Raw genomic sequence first — 17,079 nt, 5'->3', positions numbered from 1 at the left:
CGCCCTCCCGGCGGGACGGCCGCCCCGCCCCCGCGAGCGTCCCCGCGTACGTGCCGTCCGGCCGTACGAGCAGCGCCCGGCCGAGCGCCTCGGCCGGGCCGTCCACCACGCGGGCCAGCGCCACCGGTTCGCCCGCGGTCGCGGCCGCGAGCGCCTCGGTCAGCACCTCCCGCCCGGCGGTGTCGGGCCTGACGGGGACGACGAGGATGTCGAGGACGCCCCCGCAGGTCAGGCCCACGGCGAAGGCATCCTCGTCCGAGTAGCCGAATCGTTCCCGCACGCTCTCGCCGCTCTCCAGCGCGGCGCGGCACAGCTCGTACACCGCGCCCTCCACGCACCCGCCCGAGACCGAACCGACCGCCGTGCCGGCGGCGTCGACGGCGAGGGCCGCGCCCGGCTGCCGGGGTGCGCTGCCCTCCACGGCGACCACCGTGGCGACGGCGAACGCCCGCCCTTCCCCGCACCAGCGGTGCAGCTCCTCGGCGATGTCCAGCATGACGGCCCACTCCTCACGTGACGTACATGATGTACATGCCTTGCCCGGCATGCGGCGATCTACTTGGCGCCCAGCCAGCCCTCGATCGGGTGCAGGGCGAAGTACGCCGTGAACACGGCCGTCAGCACCCACATGAACGCGCCCGGCTCGCGCCACTTCCCCTGGGCCGCCTTGATCGCCGTGAAGGCGATGACGCCCGCGCCGACGCCCGCCGTGATGGAGTACGTGAACGGCATCAGCACCACGGTCAGGAACGCGGGGACGGCGACGGCCCGGTCGCCCCAGTCGACGTGCCGGGCGCTGCTCATCATCATGGCGCCGATGACGACGAGCGCGGCGGCGGCGACCTCGCCGGGCACGATGCGGGTGAGCGGGGTGAAGAACAGGCAGGCGGCGAAGAGGAGTCCGGTCACGACGGACGACAGCCCCGTGCGGGCGCCCTCGCCGACCCCGGTCGCGGACTCGACGAAGACGGTCTGGCCCGACGCGCCGGCGACCCCGCCGATCGCGCCGCCCGCGCCGTCGACGAACAAAGCCGTGCTCAGTCCGGGCAGCCGGCCGCGGTCGTCCGTCAGCCGCGCCTCCGTCGCGACGCCGATGATCGTGGCCATGGCGTCGAAGAAGCCCGCCAGGACCAGGGTGAAGACGATCATCCCGACGCTCATGACGCCCAGCGACCCCCAGCCGCCGAACTCCACGTGCCCGAAGAGGGAGAAGTCCGGCATGGAGACGGCGCTCCCCTTGAGTTCGGGCGCGCCGTTCTGCCAGGCGGACGGCCGGAGCCCGGCGGCGGAGTTGACGGCGACGGCCAGCACCGTGCCGACGACGATGCCGATGAGGATCGCCCCGGGGACGTCGCGGGCCTGCAGCATGAAGACGGCCAGCAGGGTGACGCAGAAGATCAGCACGGGCCAGCCGGCGAGCTCGCCCGCCGGGCCGAGCGTGACCGGCCCGCCGCCCTTGGAGGCGTGCACGAAACCGGCCTTGACCAGCCCTATCAGGGCGATGAACATGCCGATGCCCATGGTGATGGCGTGCTTGAGGGCGAGCGGCAGCGCGTTCATGACCAGCTCGCGCAGGCCGGTCACGGCCAGCAGCACGATCACCCCGCCGTACAGCACGCACATCCCCATCGCCTGGGGCCAGGTCATGTGGGGCGCCACCTGGGTGGAGAGCACCCCGGAGACGCCCAGCCCGGCGGCCAGGGCGAGCGGCACCCGGCCGAGGAAGCCCATCGCCAGGGTGCAGACCGCCGCGGCGAGCGCGGTGGCGGTGATCAGTCCGGCGTGGCCGAGCCGCTGCCCGGAGGCGTCCGGTCCGGACAGGATCAGGGGGTTGAGCAGGAGGATGTAGGACATCGCCATGAAGGTGGTGATGCCGCCGCGCACCTCCCGGCCGGCGGTGGAGCCGCGGGCGCTGATGTGGAAGTAGCGGTCGGGCCAGGACCTTCCGGCGGCCGGCCGCGGGCCCGCGCCCGCGTTCCGCGCCGTGGAGGCCGGCTCCACGGATGACTGGGTCATGGGGTGCCTTCTCCGGGGTGTGGGTGGGTACCGGCTTGCACGACCCGGGGGACGGCCCGAGACGAAGGGACGGCACGTCACCGGCCGCTGGGGGGCGCGCGGCCGGTGGTGCCCTGCGGTGGACTCTCAGATTCCGGTTCTCAGGTTCCGGTTCTCAGGTTCCGGTGAGGTGTTCGGGCCGCACCGGGACCCTGCCGAGCGGCAGCCCGGTCGCGGCCCGGATCGCCGCGACGACCGCCGGGGTGGCGGACAGCGTGGGCGCCTCGCCCGCACCGCGCAGCCCGTACGGGGCGTGCTCGTCGGCGAGTTCGAGGATGTCCACGGGTATGGCGGGGGTGTCGAGGATGGTGGGGATCAGGTAGTCCGTGAAGGACGGGTTGCGCACCAGACCGTCCGCGGAGACGACGATCTCCTCCATGACGGCGAGGCCCAGGCCCTGGGTGGTGCCGCCCTGTATCTGGCCGGTGACGGCCAGCGGGTTCATGGCCTTGCCGACGTCCTGCGCGCAGGCCAGCTCGACGACCTTGACGAGCCCGAGCTCGGTGTCGACGTCGACGACGGCGCGGTGGGCCGCGAAGGAGTACTGGACGTGGCCGTTGCCGCGACCGGTGCGCAGGTCGAAGGGCTCGGTGGGCCGGTGCCGCCACTCGGACTCGGCGTCGATGACCTCGTCCTCCAGGATCTCGGCCAGATCGGCGAGGACCTCGCCCGCGTCGGTGGTCACCTTGCCGCCCTCCAGCAGGAGTTCGGCGTGCGCCCACGCGGGGTGGTACGCGCCGAACCGGGCGCGGCCGAGGGCGAAGACCTTCTCCCGGACGGTCCGGCACGCGTGCCGGACGGCGCCGCCGGTCACGTAGGTCTGGCGGGAGGCGGAGGTGGAGCCGGCCGAGCCGACGCGGGTGTCGGCGGGCCGCACGACGACGTGGCTGACGCCGAGTTCGGTGCGCGCGATCTGGGCGTGGACGGTCACGCCGCCCTGGCCGACCTCGGCCATCGCGGTGTGCACGGTGGCCACCGGCTGCCCGGCGACCGCTTCGAGCCGCACCCGGGCCGTCGAGTAGTCGTCGAACCCCTCCGAGAAGCCGACGTTCTTGATCCCGACCGCGTAGCCGACGCCGCGGACGACGCCCTCGCCGTGGGTGGTGTTGGACAGGCCGCCCGGCAGCGCACGGACGTCGGGGCCGCCCCCGGCGGTCTCCCACGGCCGCTCGGGCGGCAGCGGCCGGGCCTTGACCCGGCGCAGCAGCTCCGCGACGGGCGCGGGGGCGTCGACGACCTGCCCGGTGGGCATGACGGCGCCCTGTTCCATGGCGTTGCGCTGCCGGAACGCAACGGGATCCAGGCCGAGCCGCCCGGCCAGCCGGTCCATCTGGGCCTCGTACGCGAAGCAGGCCTGGACGGCGCCGAAGCCGCGCATCGCGCCGCACGGCGGGTTGTTGGTGTAGAGGGCGAGGGCCTCGACGTCGACGTTGTCGACGACGTACGGGCCGACGGCCAGGGACGCGGCGTTGCCGACGACGGCCGGGGAGGAGGAGGCGTAGGCGCCGCCGTCGAGGAGGATGCGGGCCTTGACGTACAGCAGCCGGCCGTCGCTCGTGGCCCCGTGCTCGTAGTGGAGCCGGGCCGGGTGGCGGTGCACGTGGCCGAAGAACGACTCGAAGCGGTTGTAGACCATCTTCACGGGCTTGCCGGTGCGCAGCGCGAGCAGGCAGGCGTGGGCCTGCATGGAGAGGTCCTCGCGCCCGCCGAAGGCGCCGCCGACGCCGGAGAGCGTCATGCGGACCTTGTCCTCGGGGAGGCCGAGGACGGGGGCGATCTGGCGCAGGTCGGCGTGGAGCCACTGGGTGGCGATGTAGAGGTCGACGCCGCCGTCCTCGGCGGGCACGGCGAGCCCGGACTCGGGGCCGAGGAACGCCTGGTCCTGCATGCCCACTTCGTAGTCGCCGGTGACGACGGCGGCGGCGCGGGCGCGGGCGGCGGCGACGTCGCCGCGGAGGACGGGCTGGCGGTGGACGACGTTGGGGTGCGGGACGTGGGCGGCGTGGGCGTCGTCGCGGGCGGGGTGCAGGAGGGGGGCGCCGGGGGCGGTGGCGCTCTCCTCGTCGTGGACGACGGGGAGTTCCTCGTAGGCGACGCGGATCCGGGCGGCGGCGCGGCGGGCGGTCTCGGGGTGGTCGGCGGCGACGAGGGCGACGGGCTCGCCGTGGTAGCGGACGACGCCGTCGGCGAGGACGGGGGTGTCCTGGATCTCCAGCCCGTAGCGGGTGGCGGCGGGCAGGTCGCCGTGGGTCAGCACCGCGTACACGCCGGGGGTGGCGAGCGCTTCGGAGACGTCGGTGGAGAGGATGCGGGCGTGGGCGTGGGGGCTGCGGAGGGTTACGCCCCACAGCATGTCCTCGTGCCACAGGTCGGAGGCGTAGGCGAACTCGCCGGTGACCTTGAGCGTGCCGTCGGGGCGCGGGACGGACTCGCCGATGCCGCCGTGGGCGCCGGCGGCGAGGCCTGCGGGGGTGCGTGCGGTGGCCATGGTCAGCCCGCCTCTCCGGCGCGGGCGGCCGCGAGGCGGACCGCGTCGAGGATCATCTCGTAGCCGGTACATCGGCACAGGTTGCCCGAGAGGGCCTCGCGGATGTCCGCGTCGGAGGGGTCGGGGTTGCGGCGGACGAGCTCGTCGGCGGCGACGAGCAGGCCCGGGGTGCAGAAGCCGCACTGGACGGCGCCGGCGTCGGTGAACGCCTGCTGGACGAGGGAGAGTTCCGTGCCGTCGCCGCCCGTGGCGAGTCCCTCGACCGTGACGACCTCACGGCCCTCGGCCTGCCCGGCGGCCACCAGGCAGGCGCACACCGGCACTCCGTCGAGCCGGACCGTGCACGAGCCGCACTCGCCCTGCTCGCAGGCGTTCTTCGAGCCCGGCAGGCCGAGCCGCTCCCGCAGGACGTAGAGCAGGCTCTCGCCCTCCCAGACGTCGTCGGCCTGCTGCGGCCGGCCGTTGACCGTGAGGTTCACGCGCATCGGGCGCCCCTCTCCCCGCCGCGGTAGGCGTCCCACGTCCAGCCGAGCGTGCGGCGGGCCATGACGGCGACCGCGTGCCGGCGGTAGCGGGCGGTGCCGCGGACGTCGTCGATCGGATTGCACGCCCCGGCGGCGAGCTCGGCGAACCGCCGGGCCGCGGAGGGCGGCAGGGGCCGGCCGGTCTCCCAGCACCCGCCCTCGTCCAGGGCCGCGGCCAGGAAGTCCTCGGCGGCGCGGGCCCGCACCGGGGTGGGGGCCGCGGAGCCGATGCCCGTGCGGACGGTGCGGGTGCGCGGGTGCAGCGCGAGGGAGAACGCGCAGACGGCGATGACCATGGCGTTGCGGGTGCCGACCTTGGAGAACTGCTGGGGCCCGTCGGCCCGCGCGATGCGCACGGCCCTGATCAGCTCGTCCGGCGCGAGGGCGTTGCGCTTGACGCCCGTGTAGAACTCCTCGGCGGGGATCAGCCGCGTGCCCCGCACGGACGCGGCCTCCACCCGCGCGCCCGCCGCCAGCAGGGGCGGGTGGGAGTCCCCGGCGGGCGAGGCGGCGCCGAGGTTGCCGCCGACGCCGGCCCGGTTGCGGATCTGCGGCGAGCCGACGGTGTGCGCCGCGAGCGCGAGGCCGGGAAGCTCCGCCCGCAGCTCCTCCATGATCCGCGTGTACGGGACGGAGGCGCCCAGCCGGACCTCGTCCCCCACGGTCTCCCATTCGTACAAATCGCCGATGCGGTTCAGGTCGAGCAGGTACTCCGGCCGGCGCCGGTCGAAGTTGATCTCGACCATCACGTCCGTGCCGCCCGCGATGGGGACGGCGGCCGGGTGCTCGGCCTTGGCGGCCAGAGCCTCCTCCCAGCTGCCGGGGCGCAGGAACTCCATGGGGGTTCTCTTCTCGATCGGTCTCACAGGGTCGTCCGAGGGGGGTGCGCATGCGGCGGATGCCGCCGTACCGGCGCTGTGCGCGGCCGTGCGGCATGCCGTGGGCCCAGTACAGCGAGCGGCCGGCGGGGCGGTGCAGTCACCGAAACCATGAAGCGGTTCGCTGGCCGGAGCGCCCATCTTGTAGATTCGAACGAAAGACGGGGTTGGGAAACCTCACTGCATTCCACTGGTAACAACAAGACAGATCGGCGGCGACCACGATGCGGCTGCGCGCACTCCTGGAGACCGAAGCGCTGGGCCTCCGCCTGCTCGGCGGCGAGGACGAGCTGGACCGCACGGTGCGCGGCGTGATGACGACCGACCTGCGCGACCCGAGCCGCTACCTCTCCGGGGGCGAACTCGTGCTCACCGGCCTCGCCTGGCGGCGGGAGCCGGAGGACTCCGAGCGGTTCGTGCGGATCCTCACGGGGGCGGGCGTGGCGGGGCTCGCGGCGGGCGAGGCCGAGATGGCCTCCATCCCGGACGACCTGATCCGGGCGTGCGCCCGGCACCGCCTGCCGCTGTTCTCGGTGAACGAGAACGTCTCGTTCGCCTCCATCACCGAGCACGTCGTGCGGCAGGTGTCGAGCGAGCGCGCCGGGGACCTGGCGGCCGTCGTGGACCGGCACCGCCGGCTGATGACGTCCGGCCCGGCCGGCGGCGGCCCCGAGGTCGTCCTCGACCTGCTGGGCTCCGACCTGGACCTGCGGGCGTGGGTGCTGTCCCCGACCGGCCGGCCCATCGCGGGCTCCTCGCTCGCGGGCGCCGGGCCCGAGCTGCCCGCCGCGGTCAGCGCGACCCTGGCCGGCGAGCACCTGGCCGCCGCCCGCACGGGCCGGCGCGGGCCGCACCGGGTGACCGCCGGCGGCGACACGTACTCGCTGTTCCCCATCAGCCACAGCGGCCGCGCCCTGGCCGCCCGCGACGTCCGCGAGACGGTCCTGTCCGACTGGTTCCTCGCCGTCGAGGCCGACGCCGGCGACTGGTCGCCCGAGCGGCTGGACCTGCTCGACGGCGTCACCCAGCTGATCGCCGTCGAGCGGGACCGGCGCGACGCCGCCCGCACGGTCCGCCGCCGGCTCGCCCAGGAGGTCCTCGAACTTGTCCAGACGGGCGCGGCCCCCGCTGAGATCGCCGCCCGCCTGCGCGTCGCGGCCCCCGTGCTGCTGCCCGGCCTCGGCACGGCGCCGCACTGGCAGGTCGTCGTCGCCCGCGTCGAGTGGGAGGACGGCGAGATCCCCGGCGGGCAGGTCGCCCAGGCCCTCCTGGAGGAGATGCTGGCCGCCCCCGAGACCTCCGGGCCCGAGCCGTCCGACCGGATCGCCGTCGCCCACATGGGCGACGAGGCGGTGGCGCTCGTGCCGCTGCCCGCGGGGCCGGCCGGGGCCGAGGGCGACGAGACGGCCGGGCAGGCGCCCGGGCTGCACGCCGACCGCATCCTCGCCGCCGTCCGCGAACCGCTCTCCCGCGGCCTCGACGACGACGGCCGGCTCACCCTCGGCGTCAGCGCCGCCGTGCACTCGGCGGAGGGCCTGCGCGGGGCCCTGGAGGAGGCCCGGCACGCCCGCCGGGTCGCCGCCGCCCGCCCGGGCCGGGTGTGCGCGGCGGGCCACCAGGAGCTGGCCTCGCACGTCCTGCTGCTGCCGTTCGTCCCCGACGACGTCCGCCGCGCCTTCACCGCCCGGCTCCTGGACCCGCTGCGCGACTACGACCGCCGCCACCGCGCCGAGCTCATCCCGACGCTGGAGGCGTTCCTGGACTGCGACGGCTCCTGGACCCGCTGCGCGACGCGGCTGCACCTGCATGTCAACACCCTGCGCTACCGCGTGGGCAGGATCGAGCAACTGACGGGCCGGGACCTGTCGCGCCTGGAGGACAAGCTGGACTTCTTCCTGGCCCTGCGCATGAGCTGACGGCCCCGGGTTGGGGGGATCTGCCCAGGTCGGCGGGGTAATGTTCCCCGCCATGGGGGTAGTGATCAAGAACGGGCGCACCCGGCTGCGGGTGGCGGGCGGCGAGCTGCTGCGGGAGCGGGGGCGCACGACGACGGCCGTGCCGGGGCCGCAGATACGGTCGGTCGAGGCGGAGGACGGGGCTCTGACCGTCCTCCTGTTCGACCCCGGCGAACCGCCGATGACGATCCGTCACCGCAGTCCGCAGGTCCTCGCCGCGTTCGCCGAGGAGATCCGGGCGATCAGGCCCGGCCGTCCCTACGAGGGCGCCCGGCCGCCCGTACGCAGGGAGACGGCCGACCCGTGGCCCGGCCGCACGGCCCGGGTGCGCGACTTCGTGACGTCGGCCCACCCGCTGCTCAAGGCGGCCGCGGCGTACGTGGTGGTGGGCGTTCCGGTCGTGGCGCTGATCCCGGTCGTGCCACGCGGGGAGACAGTGGGCGCCTGGCTGGCCGGCGGCGCGGGCTTCGGCCTGTTCGCGGTGTGGGCCAAGCTGGTGAGCCTCAGGACGCGGTGGATCGTCCGCTTCCGCGGGGTGACCGTGCAAGTGGACCCGCCGGACCGGGTCGGCGGCACCGCCGACACGCAGCCGGACTACCGCTACCGCTTCCGCGCCCTCGACGGCCGCCTCTACGAGCACACGTCCCTGTGGGCCTCCCACAACGGCGAGATCCGCTACGACCCGCAGGACCCGTCCCGCGTCGTGGTCCCCACCCGGATCATGTGGCTCTTCGTGGACGTGGCCACCCTCGTCGCCTTCGGCGTGCCGGGCTCCGGCCTGATCGGCGTGTGGCTGGACTGGGCGGTGCGGGTGCCGGACGCGCTGTTCTGACGGTTCACGGGGAGACGTACGACAAAAGACCGGTGCCGTACGCAGAAAGGAGGAGTCACGCCCAAGTGGCGTACGGCTCCTGCTGCAGACGCGCATCATCGCGGATATGAGTGATCCTGACGAGGCGTGCCCCGGCCCGCACGCCTTCTGCAAGGGCTGCAAAGGGAGCGGCGACTACCACGCGGCCGTGCTCTACCTCGACCAGTCCGGCGAGGGCGGCAACATGACGGGCGCTCACCTCTGCCCCTACTGCACGGGCCGGGGATTCTTCTGCAAGCACCACCCCCCGTGCCGGGTCCTGCACGAGGACGAGACGCCCGTCATCGGCCCGGACGCGCTGCCGCCGGTCTGAGGGTCAGACCCGCACCGCCGTCAGATGCCGCAGGTACGCCGCCCGGTTGAGGGGGTTGCCGTCCGTGCGCGGGCGCTGCGGGGGGCGGCCCTGGTGGGGGCGGTCCTCGGTGGGGTGGGTCCACCAGAGGGCCTCGCCGCGGGTGAGGGCGGGCAGGCGGCGTTCGGCGTCGGGGGCGTGGCGGGCCGGGATGGTGCCCTTGAGGACGCACACCTCCGGGCCGGTCTCCGTGTCGTGGATCTCGGCGCCCAGTGCCGCCAGCGCTCCCGCGACGGCGCTCAGGGTGTCGGCCGGGGCCTCCAGTTCGTAGGCGTGGCAGGGTTCGTACACCTTGGTGCCCGCCCGGGCCAGGGCCGCCATCAGGACGAGCGGGGTCAGGCGGCGGAAGTCGGCGGCGGTGCTGACGGGCGAGGCGTAGCCGGAGCGGGTCAGGGTGACGGTGCAGTCGGTGACCGGCCAGCCGTACAGGCCCTGGACGAGGGTGTGGTGGGCGGTCTCCTCGATGGCGCGGTCGAAGGCGTGGGGCAGCGCGCCGAGTTCGGTGTCGCGGCGGAAGACCGTGCCCGAGCCGGGGGCGCCGGGTTCCACGCGCAGGCCGATGGTCGCCCAGAAGACGTGGCCGCCGTGCCGGTCGATCTCCTCGTGCGCCTCGCCCGTGCCGGTGAGCCGCTCGCGGTGGACGGTGCTGCTCGGCTCGAAGACGGCTTCGACGCCGAACTCCTCGGCGAGCGTCGCCGCGATGATCTCCTTCTGCACCTCGCCGTAGAGGAGGACGGACGTGCCGCCGCCGGCCGGCAGGGTGCGGGTGGCGATGAGCGGGTCCTGGTCGGCGAGCGCGGCGAGGGCGCCGTGCAGCCGGGCGGCGTCCTCGGGGCGTACGGGTCTGACGACGGTCTCCAGGCTCGGCGCGGCGAAGTGCCGGCCGGGCGCGCCGGCGCGGGCGGGGCCGAGGCGGTCGCCCACCCTGACCTCGGGCAGGCCCCGGATCCGGGCGATGTCCCCGGCCGTGGCGCGGCGGCGGGCCGCCCCGGGCGGCCCGGCCTCGACCGCCGCGAGGGAGGTGATGCGCCCGGTGTGCTCCGTGCGGCCGCCGTCGGCGTGCTGCCGGTGCAGGGTGATCCGGTCGCGCTCGGAGACCCCGCCCGAGAAGAGGCGCAGGTAGGCGGTCTTCTCCCCGGAGGGGCCGCGGTCGACGGCGAAGACCGTGCCGGTGGCCTCCCGGCCGGTGCAGCGCGCGGGGGGCAGGTAGCGGACGATGCCGTCGACGAGGTCCGCCACGCCCCGGCCGGAGAGGGCGGAGCCGAAGTACAGGGGGTGGACCTGGCCGAGAGCGGTCTGCCGCGCGAGCGTCCGCCGCAGCTCCCCGGGTGTCACGGGCCGGTCCTCGACGAGCTTCGCGAGCAACGCGTCGTCGTGCTCGGCCAGGATCTCGGCCATGGCCTCGCGGAAGCCGGGGTCCTCGTACGAGCCGGGCACGGTGCGGGCGCCGGGCGCGCCGATGCCGTGGACGGTGCCCATGGGCACCACGTGCGGCGTGAGCCGGCGGCGGACGGCTTCGAGGGTCCCGGCCTCAGCGGCTCCCGCACGGTCGGTCTTGTTGACGAACAGGAGGGTGGGCAGGCCCAGCCGGCGCAGCGTCTTCATCAGCACGCGCGTTTGCGCCTGCACGCCTTCGACGGCGGACAGGACGAGCACGGCGCCGTCGAGGACGCCCAGGGCGCGCTCGACCTCGGCGATGAAGTCGCTGTGGCCGGGGGTGTCGACGAGGTTGACGCGCAGGCCTCCGACGCGGAAGGGGGCGACGGCGGTGCGGATGGTGATGCCGCGGCGGCGTTCGATGTCGCCGCTGTCGGTGCGGGTGCTGCCGGCGTCGACGCTGCCGAGCCGGTCGATGGCGCCGGTGTCGAAGAGCAGGCGCTCGGTGAGGCTGGTCTTACCCGCGTCGACGTGCGCGAGGATGCCGATGTTCAGGACGGGCTGCACGGGCAGGGAGGGCCCGGAGAGCAGGGTGTGCGTACGCAAAGAAGTCCTCGGAAAGAGTCGTCCGGTCAGGGCGCTGGAGGTTTCCGAGGCTCTGGCGCATGAACGTGTCTCCCGACGTCATTCCGAGGTGCTTGGGCGGTGCTTGGGTGTGGCTGCGCGCACGGGGCGCGCGCCGCCATCCTGGCAGCCGCACAGCAGGGAGATCCAGCGAATTTCCGGCGTGCACGCGAGCACGGATGAGCAGGACCGCGCTCAATGGCCACCCACTTGTGCTCACTCTTGGTAACCTGCCGCTACCACTGGGAGAGCCTTTGTGAATTGATTCACACCTGACCCTTGGCCGGGCCCGCTTCTTCGTGCTGAGATGCGGTCACGGCTGCTTCCAGCTCGACGGCGCGCTTGGGGAGGGCACTGTGGCGGACACCGCCATGCGTAATGCGGGGTTGCCGGAGCCGCGGGGACCGCAGGGGGCGGGCCCGCTGGGGGACGATCCGCTGGAACGGGCCGTGTGGCGGCTGCGGTCCCGCGCCTGCTGGGACGACGCCGCGGCCCTGCTCGCGCCGCGCGCCGCCGCCGAGCCGGGCCCGGCCCTGCAGCGGACTGCGGTCCTGACCGAGCGCTGCATGTTCACCGGGGAGGGCTGGGGCGCCGCCGAGGACGCCCTGCGCGCGGCGGAGGCGCTGGCCGCGGACGACGAGGAGCGGGGGGCGGCGGCCTGCGAGCGCGGCCATCTCGCGTACGCGTCCACCCTGTTGGGCGTCCGCGACCGCGCGGACGAGGCCCGCTCCGCCCTGGGCAGGGCCGCGGCCCTGCTCGCGCCGGGGTCTCCGACGCGCCCCCTGCTCCACTTCCGGCGCGGCCTGATCGCCCAGCATCTGTCGGACAACCCCTCCGACGCGACGGCCGCCTTCGAGCGGGCCCACGCGGGGGCGACGGCCCAGGGGCAGCGCCTGCTGCTCTCCTTCACCTGGCGGCACGTGGCGGCCATGGCCGAGCACGAGGGCAGGTTCGCCGAGGCGCGGTACGGGTTCGGGGAGTCGCTGCGCATCCGGGAGGAGCTGGGCTATCTCGTCGGCATCGCCCCGGCGCTGGCCTCGCTCGCCGCCGTCCTCGACGACCCCGGCGAGGCCGCCCGGCTGCGCGAGGAGGCGGCCCGGCTGGTCCGGCTGCTCGGCGGCGTCCCGGGCTGGCTGGCGGAACGGCTGGCGGCGGCGCCGTCGCCGGACTGACGACCGGGCCACACCCCGGACCGGCCCGACCGAGCCCCGGACCGGCCCGGCAGAACCGCGGGCCGACCCGGCAGAACCGCGGAGCGACCCGGCGGCACCCCCGGACTGCGCCCGCAGCCCTCACTCCCCTCCCGCGAAGTGTCCCCTCACCAGAACCTCGGCCCGTTCCACGTCGTGCGCGGCCAGCGCCTCCAGCAGCGCCACGTGCTCGGCCGCGTCGGCGACGAGGTCGGCCGTGCGGTGCGGCCGGCCGTGCGCCGCGGGCCACTGCGCGCGCCGGTGGAGCTCGTCGGCGACGGCGACGAGCTGACGGTTGCCCGCGAGACCGAGGAGCGCGCGGTGGAAGGCCCGGTCCGCCTCGGCGTACAGGGCGCGGTCGCCGGTGGCCGCCGCGGCGGAGGCGGTCTCGGCGAGCGGGCGGAGCCCGTCCCAGCCGCCGGCCGGGACCGTACGGGCGAGCCGCAGCAGGACGGGGACCTCCAGCAGGGCGCGCACCTCGGCGAGCTCGGCCAGATCGCGCGCGGTGCGCGTGGCGACGCGGAAGCCCCGATTGGGGACGACCTCGACGGCGCCCTCCAGGGCGAGCTGCTGCATGGCCTCCCGCACGGGCGTGGCCGACACGCCGAAGCGCTCGCCGAGCGCGGGCCCCGAATAGACCTCGCCCGGGACCAGCTCGCCACTGACGAGGGCCTTGCGCAGGGCGTCCAGCACCTGGCCGCGCACGGAGTGGCGCTGCGGCATCCTGCGTGCGGGAGCGTGCGCGGGGGCGGCACACGGGACCCCGTACTCCTGCTCGGCGTGGACGTGCTCGCCCCGGGCTCCCTCGCCGTGCGCCTCAACAGGGCCGCTGCCGCGGCTGCCGACGGGAGTGCCGCCGCGGACGGCCGCGCCGCGCGCGACCTGCGCGGGCACGTCGGCGAAGAGCCTGGCGGCCGGCGGCGCGGCGTGGGATCTTCCCTGCTCCATTGGGGTCCTCCTGATGTCCTTTCTGAACCATAGGCGGCCCCGCGGACAGTTCAAACCCCGATCAACCGGGGTAAGGTAAGCCTAACCTGTAGAACGATCGCGATTCGGTGATCCCGCCCGGGGCCTGCCGACGGCCTTCGCGGGGGAATTCACGTGCCCGCCCTGGAGGGCTTCCGGCCGCGGATGCGGCGCTGCCCGCGCGCCCCGCGGGGAATGGTGACGGACGAACTGGCCGAATCCTTATGGTATGTGGGGCAGCTGCCCGGCGAGGAGGCGCGCGGCCGCCGCGAACTGCAGCTGCCGCTCCCGGGGGTGAAGCCGCCGTATGCCGGCGGCGCGGCCTTCCGGATGCTTACCGGCCGCATGGGAGAGCCGATCGCGGCCTGCGACCGGGCGAGCTGCCGCCTCTTCTGCATCCTGCGTCCGCAGGACACCTGTACGACCTGCCCGCGTACATGCGACACGGACCGGGTGCATCGGCTGTCCGTAAGCTGACCGGACTCACACCACTCGATCGGGTGAGGTGAAGGGAACGCAATTCCCTCTTCGCTTAACGGCGTTCGAATTTCTTCGCACCTATCCGTATGCCGTTGCCCTCCATTGGCAGGCAGTTGGCGCGAAACCCCTTGGCGAACGGACCGATTCCGACAGGATGGCGCGCGAAAGGCCGTACAGCTATGCAAGGGACGCAAGATGAGAGTGACCGATATACCGCTGAATTGGATGCTCCCCTGTGTCGTGGCGCTCGCCGGGGTCGTGGTGGCGGTGACGGTGCTCGCACGCGGCCGGCACGGCGCGGACGACTCGGGGGGCGGCTCGGACTCCTGGGAGCGCAACGAGGAGCGCAGACGCCGCAAGGAGGCCATCTACGGAAGCGCCTCGTACGTCCTCCTGTTCTGCTGCGCCGCGGTGGCCGCCGCCCTCTCCTTCCACGGTCTGGTGGGCTTCGGGCGGCAGAACCTGGGGCTCACGGGCGGCTGGGAGTACCTGGTGCCGTTCGGCCTCGACGGGGCGGCCATGTTCTGCTCGGTGCTGGCGGTGCGCGAGGCGAGCCACGGCGACGCCGCGCTCGGTTCCCGGATGCTCGTGTGGACCTTCGCCAGCGCGGCCGCCTGGTTCAACTGGGTGCACGCGCCGCGGGGCCTCGACCACGCGGGCGCGCCGCAGTTCTTCGCCGGCATGTCGCTGTCGGCCGCGGTCCTCTTCGACCGCGCGCTCAAGCAGACCCGCCGGGCCGCGCTGCGCGAACAGGGCCTGGTGCCCAGGCCGTTGCCGCAGATCCGGATAGTCCGCTGGCTACGGGCCCCGCGCGAGACCTTCGGCGCCTGGTCGCTGATGCTCCTGGAGGGCGTCCGCTCGCTGGACGAGGCCGTGGAGGAGGTCCGCGAGGACAAGCGGCAGCGGGCGCAGGCCAGGGCCCGCAGGAGGGAGGCGGGCAAGCTGGAGCGCGCCCGGCTCAAGGCGTACAACCGCCAGAACCGCGTGTGGGGGCGGGTCCGGGGCGGCCGGCAGGTGGAGGTCGGCGGGACCGCTGTCCCCGGCCCCGCACAGCCGGCGCAGATCGGTTCGGACCCCTCCATAGTCGACCAGGGACAGCTTCCCGTCCGCGCGCGACCGCTGCAGGCGGTCGGCGGCCCTGACCCCATCGACCTCACCGCGGAGGACGACACCCAGGCGATTCCCCGCCTGGACTCGCTCGAGGCGAAGCTCGCCCAGATCGAGCGGCAGTTCGGCTGACCCCCCGGGGCCCTGGGTCGTCGCACGGCGGCGGTTCAGGGCTCCTGGGCGGCCAGCTCGAACCAGACCGACTTGCCCACCCCGTGGGCGCGCACGCCCCAGCCGTCCGCGAGGGCGTGGACCAGCAGCAGCCCCCGCCCCGACGTGGCGGCCTTCTCGATGTCGTTCATGTCCGGAACGGCGTCCCGGGCGACGCCCCTTACGGAATCCCTGACGGCCTCCCTGACGGCGTCCCGCTCCCTGCTGCCGGGGCGGCCGTCCTCGACCGCTCCCCCCGGGCTCGCGACCGGCCCGATGTCCGTTCCCGGGCCGCGCAGCGCGGGATGGCCCGCCACGAAGTCCCGGACCTCCACCCGCAGCCGCCCCCGCGCCTGGCCGAACCCTCCGATGAGCACCGCCTTGACCACGGCGCCCCCGTCGGTGTGCACGAGGGCGTTGGTGACGAGCTCGCTCGTGAGCAGCTCCGCGGTGTCCGCCCGGCCCGGCGCGCCCCAGTGGGCCAGCAGGCGCCGCAAATCGGCCCGGACTTCCCGGACGCCGGTGAGATCCCGGCGGCGGAGCCTCCTTTCGAAACGCGGCCCGGAATGCGCCGCGCCGTCGCCGTGCCCGCCCCTGTGGTCCGTACGACCCTCCCGGTCCCCCGCGTAACCCTCAGCGCTCGTCCGGCCTGCTGTCTGCCGTTTCATCCTCCTCGCCCCGACCCCTCCCCGGCGCCCCGGCCTCGAACACGCTCGCGCTCACTCACCGCAATGCATGCCCCGGCCCGCCCCGGACGACTCCTGTTGAGCCATCAACATGGCAATATGACCAAAATCCCGGAGCCTCTTGTGCGGGCCGTGAATATGCCATCCGCGCACGGCCGGTGAGAAAATCCGTACGGAACTGCAAGGAATAGCGAAGCTCCGGGAAACGGCCGGGCGGGGCGGTGACAACGCCACCGCCCCGCCCCGGAACCGGCCCGGCTACGCCTCCCAGAGCGCGCACGCCGTACGGTCGTCCGCGTAACCCTTCACCCGCAGCTGGGTGTCCGCCAGGAACGCCGCGAGCCCCGGCGGCCGCTCGCCCGCCCAGCGCTCGGCCAGCCTCCCGCCCAGCTCCGGCTCGCCGCGCATCGGCTCGGCCAGGCCCGCCGTGCACAGCATCAGCGTGTCCCCCGGCCGCGCGACGGACGCCCGGAAGCGGAACGGCTCGCCGGGCGCCGCCGGTTCCTCCGGCTCGACCGGCGGGGTCAGGCCCGGCGTGGGGATGCCGAGGTCCACCGTCATCGTGTCGGCGGGCGCCGAGCCGTAGCCGACGGCCGGCTCGCCCGTGCGCTCCGGCGGGGCCTCCGGCTCCAGGTCCTGCCACACGCCCTCGCGGAGGCGGAACAGGCCGCCCGTGCCCACGCCGAAGAACACCCGCGTACGGCACTGCGGGTCGGCCGTCAGCAGCAGGCAGCGGACCGTCGCCGTGTACTCCTCGGGCCGCAGGCCCAGCTCGGCGGCGCGGGCGCGCAGCCGGCCGTAGGAGCGGTCGGTGAGCCGGTGCAGGCCCGACTTGAGCTCGCCCCGCCGGCCGCCGCGGATGTCGTCGGCCAGCCGGGCGTGGCTGCGGCCGACGGCGCCCGCCAGCCACCTGCAGGCGTCCCGCGCCGCGCGGGGCGCCACGTCCGTGCCGCGCAGGCCGCTGGCCATCGCCACGAGCAGCAGGGCGCCGTCCCCCTCCCCGAAGCGGGCCGTCAGCAAGGAGTCCCGCCGGGGCTCGCCGCGGTAGCGCGCGGAGTCGCCGCGCAGCGAGAGGGCGCGCAGCGTGACGGCGCCGTACTGCGCCCCGTCCAGGACCGTGTCCGGCACGAGGCCGTCCAGGTCCTGCGGGTCCGCGGCGGGCCAGGCGGTGGGCTCCGCGTCGTACGTCGGCGGCCGCTCCCCCACGTACTCCGCCCCGCGGGCCGCCGGGCGCGGCGGCTGCGGGGGCGTCGCGAGGGGGTGTCTCCGGGGCGGCGTCGACTCGCGGGAGACCACGGGCGGGCGGGACGCGGGCTCCAGGGACGCCGCCCGGGCGGCGGGCTCCAGGGGGTCGGCGTGGTCACCGCCCGGCGGGG

General features: G+C 74.9%; 15 protein-coding genes. 6 read left to right on the top strand and 9 right to left on the bottom strand.

Translation table 11 applies throughout. From position 1 onward, the window contains the following. The 5 genes from B7P34_RS30595 to B7P34_RS30575 form a co-directional block, all read right to left on the bottom strand. Nucleotides 1-496, bottom strand: a 496-nt coding sequence (locus tag B7P34_RS30595) for an XdhC family protein (protein WP_148668962.1), incomplete at its 3' end; no start/stop codon positions are given. 59 nt (nucleotides 497-555) lie between these two features. Further along, nucleotides 556-2,016 carry an NCS2 family permease gene (locus B7P34_RS30590; protein ID WP_106681441.1) on the bottom strand — a complete coding sequence of 487 codons (1,461 nt, stop codon included), beginning with the start codon at nucleotides 2,014-2,016 and terminating at the stop codon, nucleotides 556-558. Between the two features lie 154 nt (nucleotides 2,017-2,170). Beyond that, nucleotides 2,171-4,543, bottom strand: a complete 2,373-nt coding sequence (pucD, locus tag B7P34_RS30585) for a xanthine dehydrogenase subunit D (protein ID WP_106681440.1) — start codon at nucleotides 4,541-4,543, stop codon at nucleotides 2,171-2,173. Nucleotides 4,544-4,545: 2 nt separating this feature from the next. Next, the gene (locus B7P34_RS30580; RefSeq protein ID WP_106681439.1) at nucleotides 4,546-5,028 is read right to left on the bottom strand and encodes a (2Fe-2S)-binding protein; all 483 of its coding nucleotides are present in this window, start codon (nucleotides 5,026-5,028) and stop codon (nucleotides 4,546-4,548) included. Beyond that, nucleotides 5,019-5,906 (bottom strand): FAD binding domain-containing protein, encoded by an 888-nt coding sequence (locus tag B7P34_RS30575; RefSeq protein ID WP_106681438.1) that lies wholly within the window; start codon nucleotides 5,904-5,906, stop codon nucleotides 5,019-5,021. The genes B7P34_RS30580 and B7P34_RS30575 overlap by 10 nt, the downstream gene beginning before the upstream one ends. Before the next feature lie 263 nt (nucleotides 5,907-6,169). Between B7P34_RS30575 and B7P34_RS30570 the strand changes: the two genes are divergently transcribed. The 3 genes from B7P34_RS30570 (at nucleotide 6,170) to B7P34_RS30560 (ending at nucleotide 9,084) form a co-directional block, all read left to right on the top strand. Continuing rightward, a complete protein-coding gene (locus B7P34_RS30570) occupies nucleotides 6,170-7,861 on the top strand; it encodes a PucR family transcriptional regulator (RefSeq protein ID WP_106681437.1) in 1,692 nt (563 codons plus the stop codon). Between the two features lie 52 nt (nucleotides 7,862-7,913). Next, nucleotides 7,914-8,732 carry a hypothetical protein gene (locus B7P34_RS30565; protein ID WP_146166971.1) on the top strand — a complete coding sequence of 273 codons (819 nt, stop codon included), beginning with the start codon at nucleotides 7,914-7,916 and terminating at the stop codon, nucleotides 8,730-8,732. 106 nt (nucleotides 8,733-8,838) lie between these two features. Next, a complete protein-coding gene (locus tag B7P34_RS30560; RefSeq protein WP_106681435.1) occupies nucleotides 8,839-9,084 on the top strand; it encodes a hypothetical protein in 246 nt (81 codons plus the stop codon). Nucleotides 9,085-9,087: 3 nt separating this feature from the next. Here B7P34_RS30560 and B7P34_RS30555 read toward each other — a convergent pair whose 3' ends face one another. Beyond that, nucleotides 9,088-11,106 carry an elongation factor G gene (locus tag B7P34_RS30555; RefSeq protein WP_223268398.1) on the bottom strand — a complete coding sequence of 673 codons (2,019 nt, stop codon included), beginning with the start codon at nucleotides 11,104-11,106 and terminating at the stop codon, nucleotides 9,088-9,090. A gap of 404 nt (nucleotides 11,107-11,510) precedes the next feature. Here B7P34_RS30555 and B7P34_RS30550 point away from each other — a divergent pair, with 404 nt between their 5' ends. After that, a complete protein-coding gene (locus tag B7P34_RS30550) occupies nucleotides 11,511-12,296 on the top strand; it encodes a hypothetical protein (RefSeq protein WP_223268397.1) in 786 nt (261 codons plus the stop codon). Nucleotides 12,297-12,416: 120 nt separating this feature from the next. On the opposite strand, the gene B7P34_RS30545 is transcribed toward B7P34_RS30550, so the two are convergent. Further along, nucleotides 12,417-13,262, bottom strand: a complete 846-nt coding sequence (locus tag B7P34_RS30545; protein WP_106681434.1) for a GntR family transcriptional regulator — start codon at nucleotides 13,260-13,262, stop codon at nucleotides 12,417-12,419. A gap of 153 nt (nucleotides 13,263-13,415) precedes the next feature. Here B7P34_RS30545 and B7P34_RS30540 point away from each other — a divergent pair, with 153 nt between their 5' ends. Further along, nucleotides 13,416-13,757: a hypothetical protein gene (locus tag B7P34_RS30540; RefSeq protein WP_106681433.1), complete on the top strand. Its 342-nt coding sequence runs from the start codon at nucleotides 13,416-13,418 to the stop codon at nucleotides 13,755-13,757. Between the two features lie 198 nt (nucleotides 13,758-13,955). Further along, the gene (locus B7P34_RS30535; protein ID WP_030367965.1) at nucleotides 13,956-14,999 is read left to right on the top strand and encodes a DUF2637 domain-containing protein; all 1,044 of its coding nucleotides are present in this window, start codon (nucleotides 13,956-13,958) and stop codon (nucleotides 14,997-14,999) included. A gap of 35 nt (nucleotides 15,000-15,034) precedes the next feature. Here the strand turns inward: B7P34_RS30535 and B7P34_RS30530 are convergent, their stop codons facing one another. Together B7P34_RS30530 and B7P34_RS30525 are read right to left on the bottom strand one after the other, a co-directional pair. Continuing rightward, complete coding sequence (locus tag B7P34_RS30530) at nucleotides 15,035-15,514, bottom strand: ATP-binding protein (RefSeq protein WP_106681432.1); 480 nt, start codon at nucleotides 15,512-15,514, stop codon at nucleotides 15,035-15,037. Nucleotides 15,515-15,961: 447 nt separating this feature from the next. Beyond that, nucleotides 15,962-17,079 (bottom strand): protein phosphatase 2C domain-containing protein (locus B7P34_RS30525; RefSeq protein WP_223268395.1); only part of this gene is annotated, 1,118 nt, incomplete at its 5' end.

Source organism: Streptosporangium nondiastaticum (assembly GCF_003011965.1).
Classification (GTDB): domain Bacteria; phylum Actinomycetota; class Actinomycetes; order Streptomycetales; family Streptomycetaceae; genus Streptomyces; species Streptomyces nondiastaticus.
This window is presented reverse-complemented; position numbering and strand designations above follow the sequence as displayed.

What these genes read in the sequence shown, in the direction of transcription:
- B7P34_RS30545 (WP_106681434.1), bottom strand. Translation starts at nt 13,262, where the DNA reads ATGGAGCAGGGAAGATCCCACGCCGCGCCGCCGGCCGCCAGGCTCTTC.
- B7P34_RS30535 (WP_030367965.1), top strand. Translation starts at nt 13,956, where the DNA reads ATGAGAGTGACCGATATACCGCTGAATTGGATGCTCCCCTGTGTCGTG.
- pucD (WP_106681440.1), bottom strand. Translation starts at nt 4,543, where the DNA reads ATGGCCACCGCACGCACCCCCGCAGGCCTCGCCGCCGGCGCCCACGGC.
- B7P34_RS30570 (WP_106681437.1), top strand. Translation starts at nt 6,170, where the DNA reads ATGCGGCTGCGCGCACTCCTGGAGACCGAAGCGCTGGGCCTCCGCCTG.
- B7P34_RS30560 (WP_106681435.1), top strand. Translation starts at nt 8,839, where the DNA reads ATGAGTGATCCTGACGAGGCGTGCCCCGGCCCGCACGCCTTCTGCAAG.
- B7P34_RS30580 (WP_106681439.1), bottom strand. Translation starts at nt 5,028, where the DNA reads ATGCGCGTGAACCTCACGGTCAACGGCCGGCCGCAGCAGGCCGACGAC.
- B7P34_RS30575 (WP_106681438.1), bottom strand. Translation starts at nt 5,906, where the DNA reads ATGGAGTTCCTGCGCCCCGGCAGCTGGGAGGAGGCTCTGGCCGCCAAG.
- B7P34_RS30565 (WP_146166971.1), top strand. Translation starts at nt 7,914, where the DNA reads ATGGGGGTAGTGATCAAGAACGGGCGCACCCGGCTGCGGGTGGCGGGC.
- B7P34_RS30590 (WP_106681441.1), bottom strand. Translation starts at nt 2,016, where the DNA reads ATGACCCAGTCATCCGTGGAGCCGGCCTCCACGGCGCGGAACGCGGGC.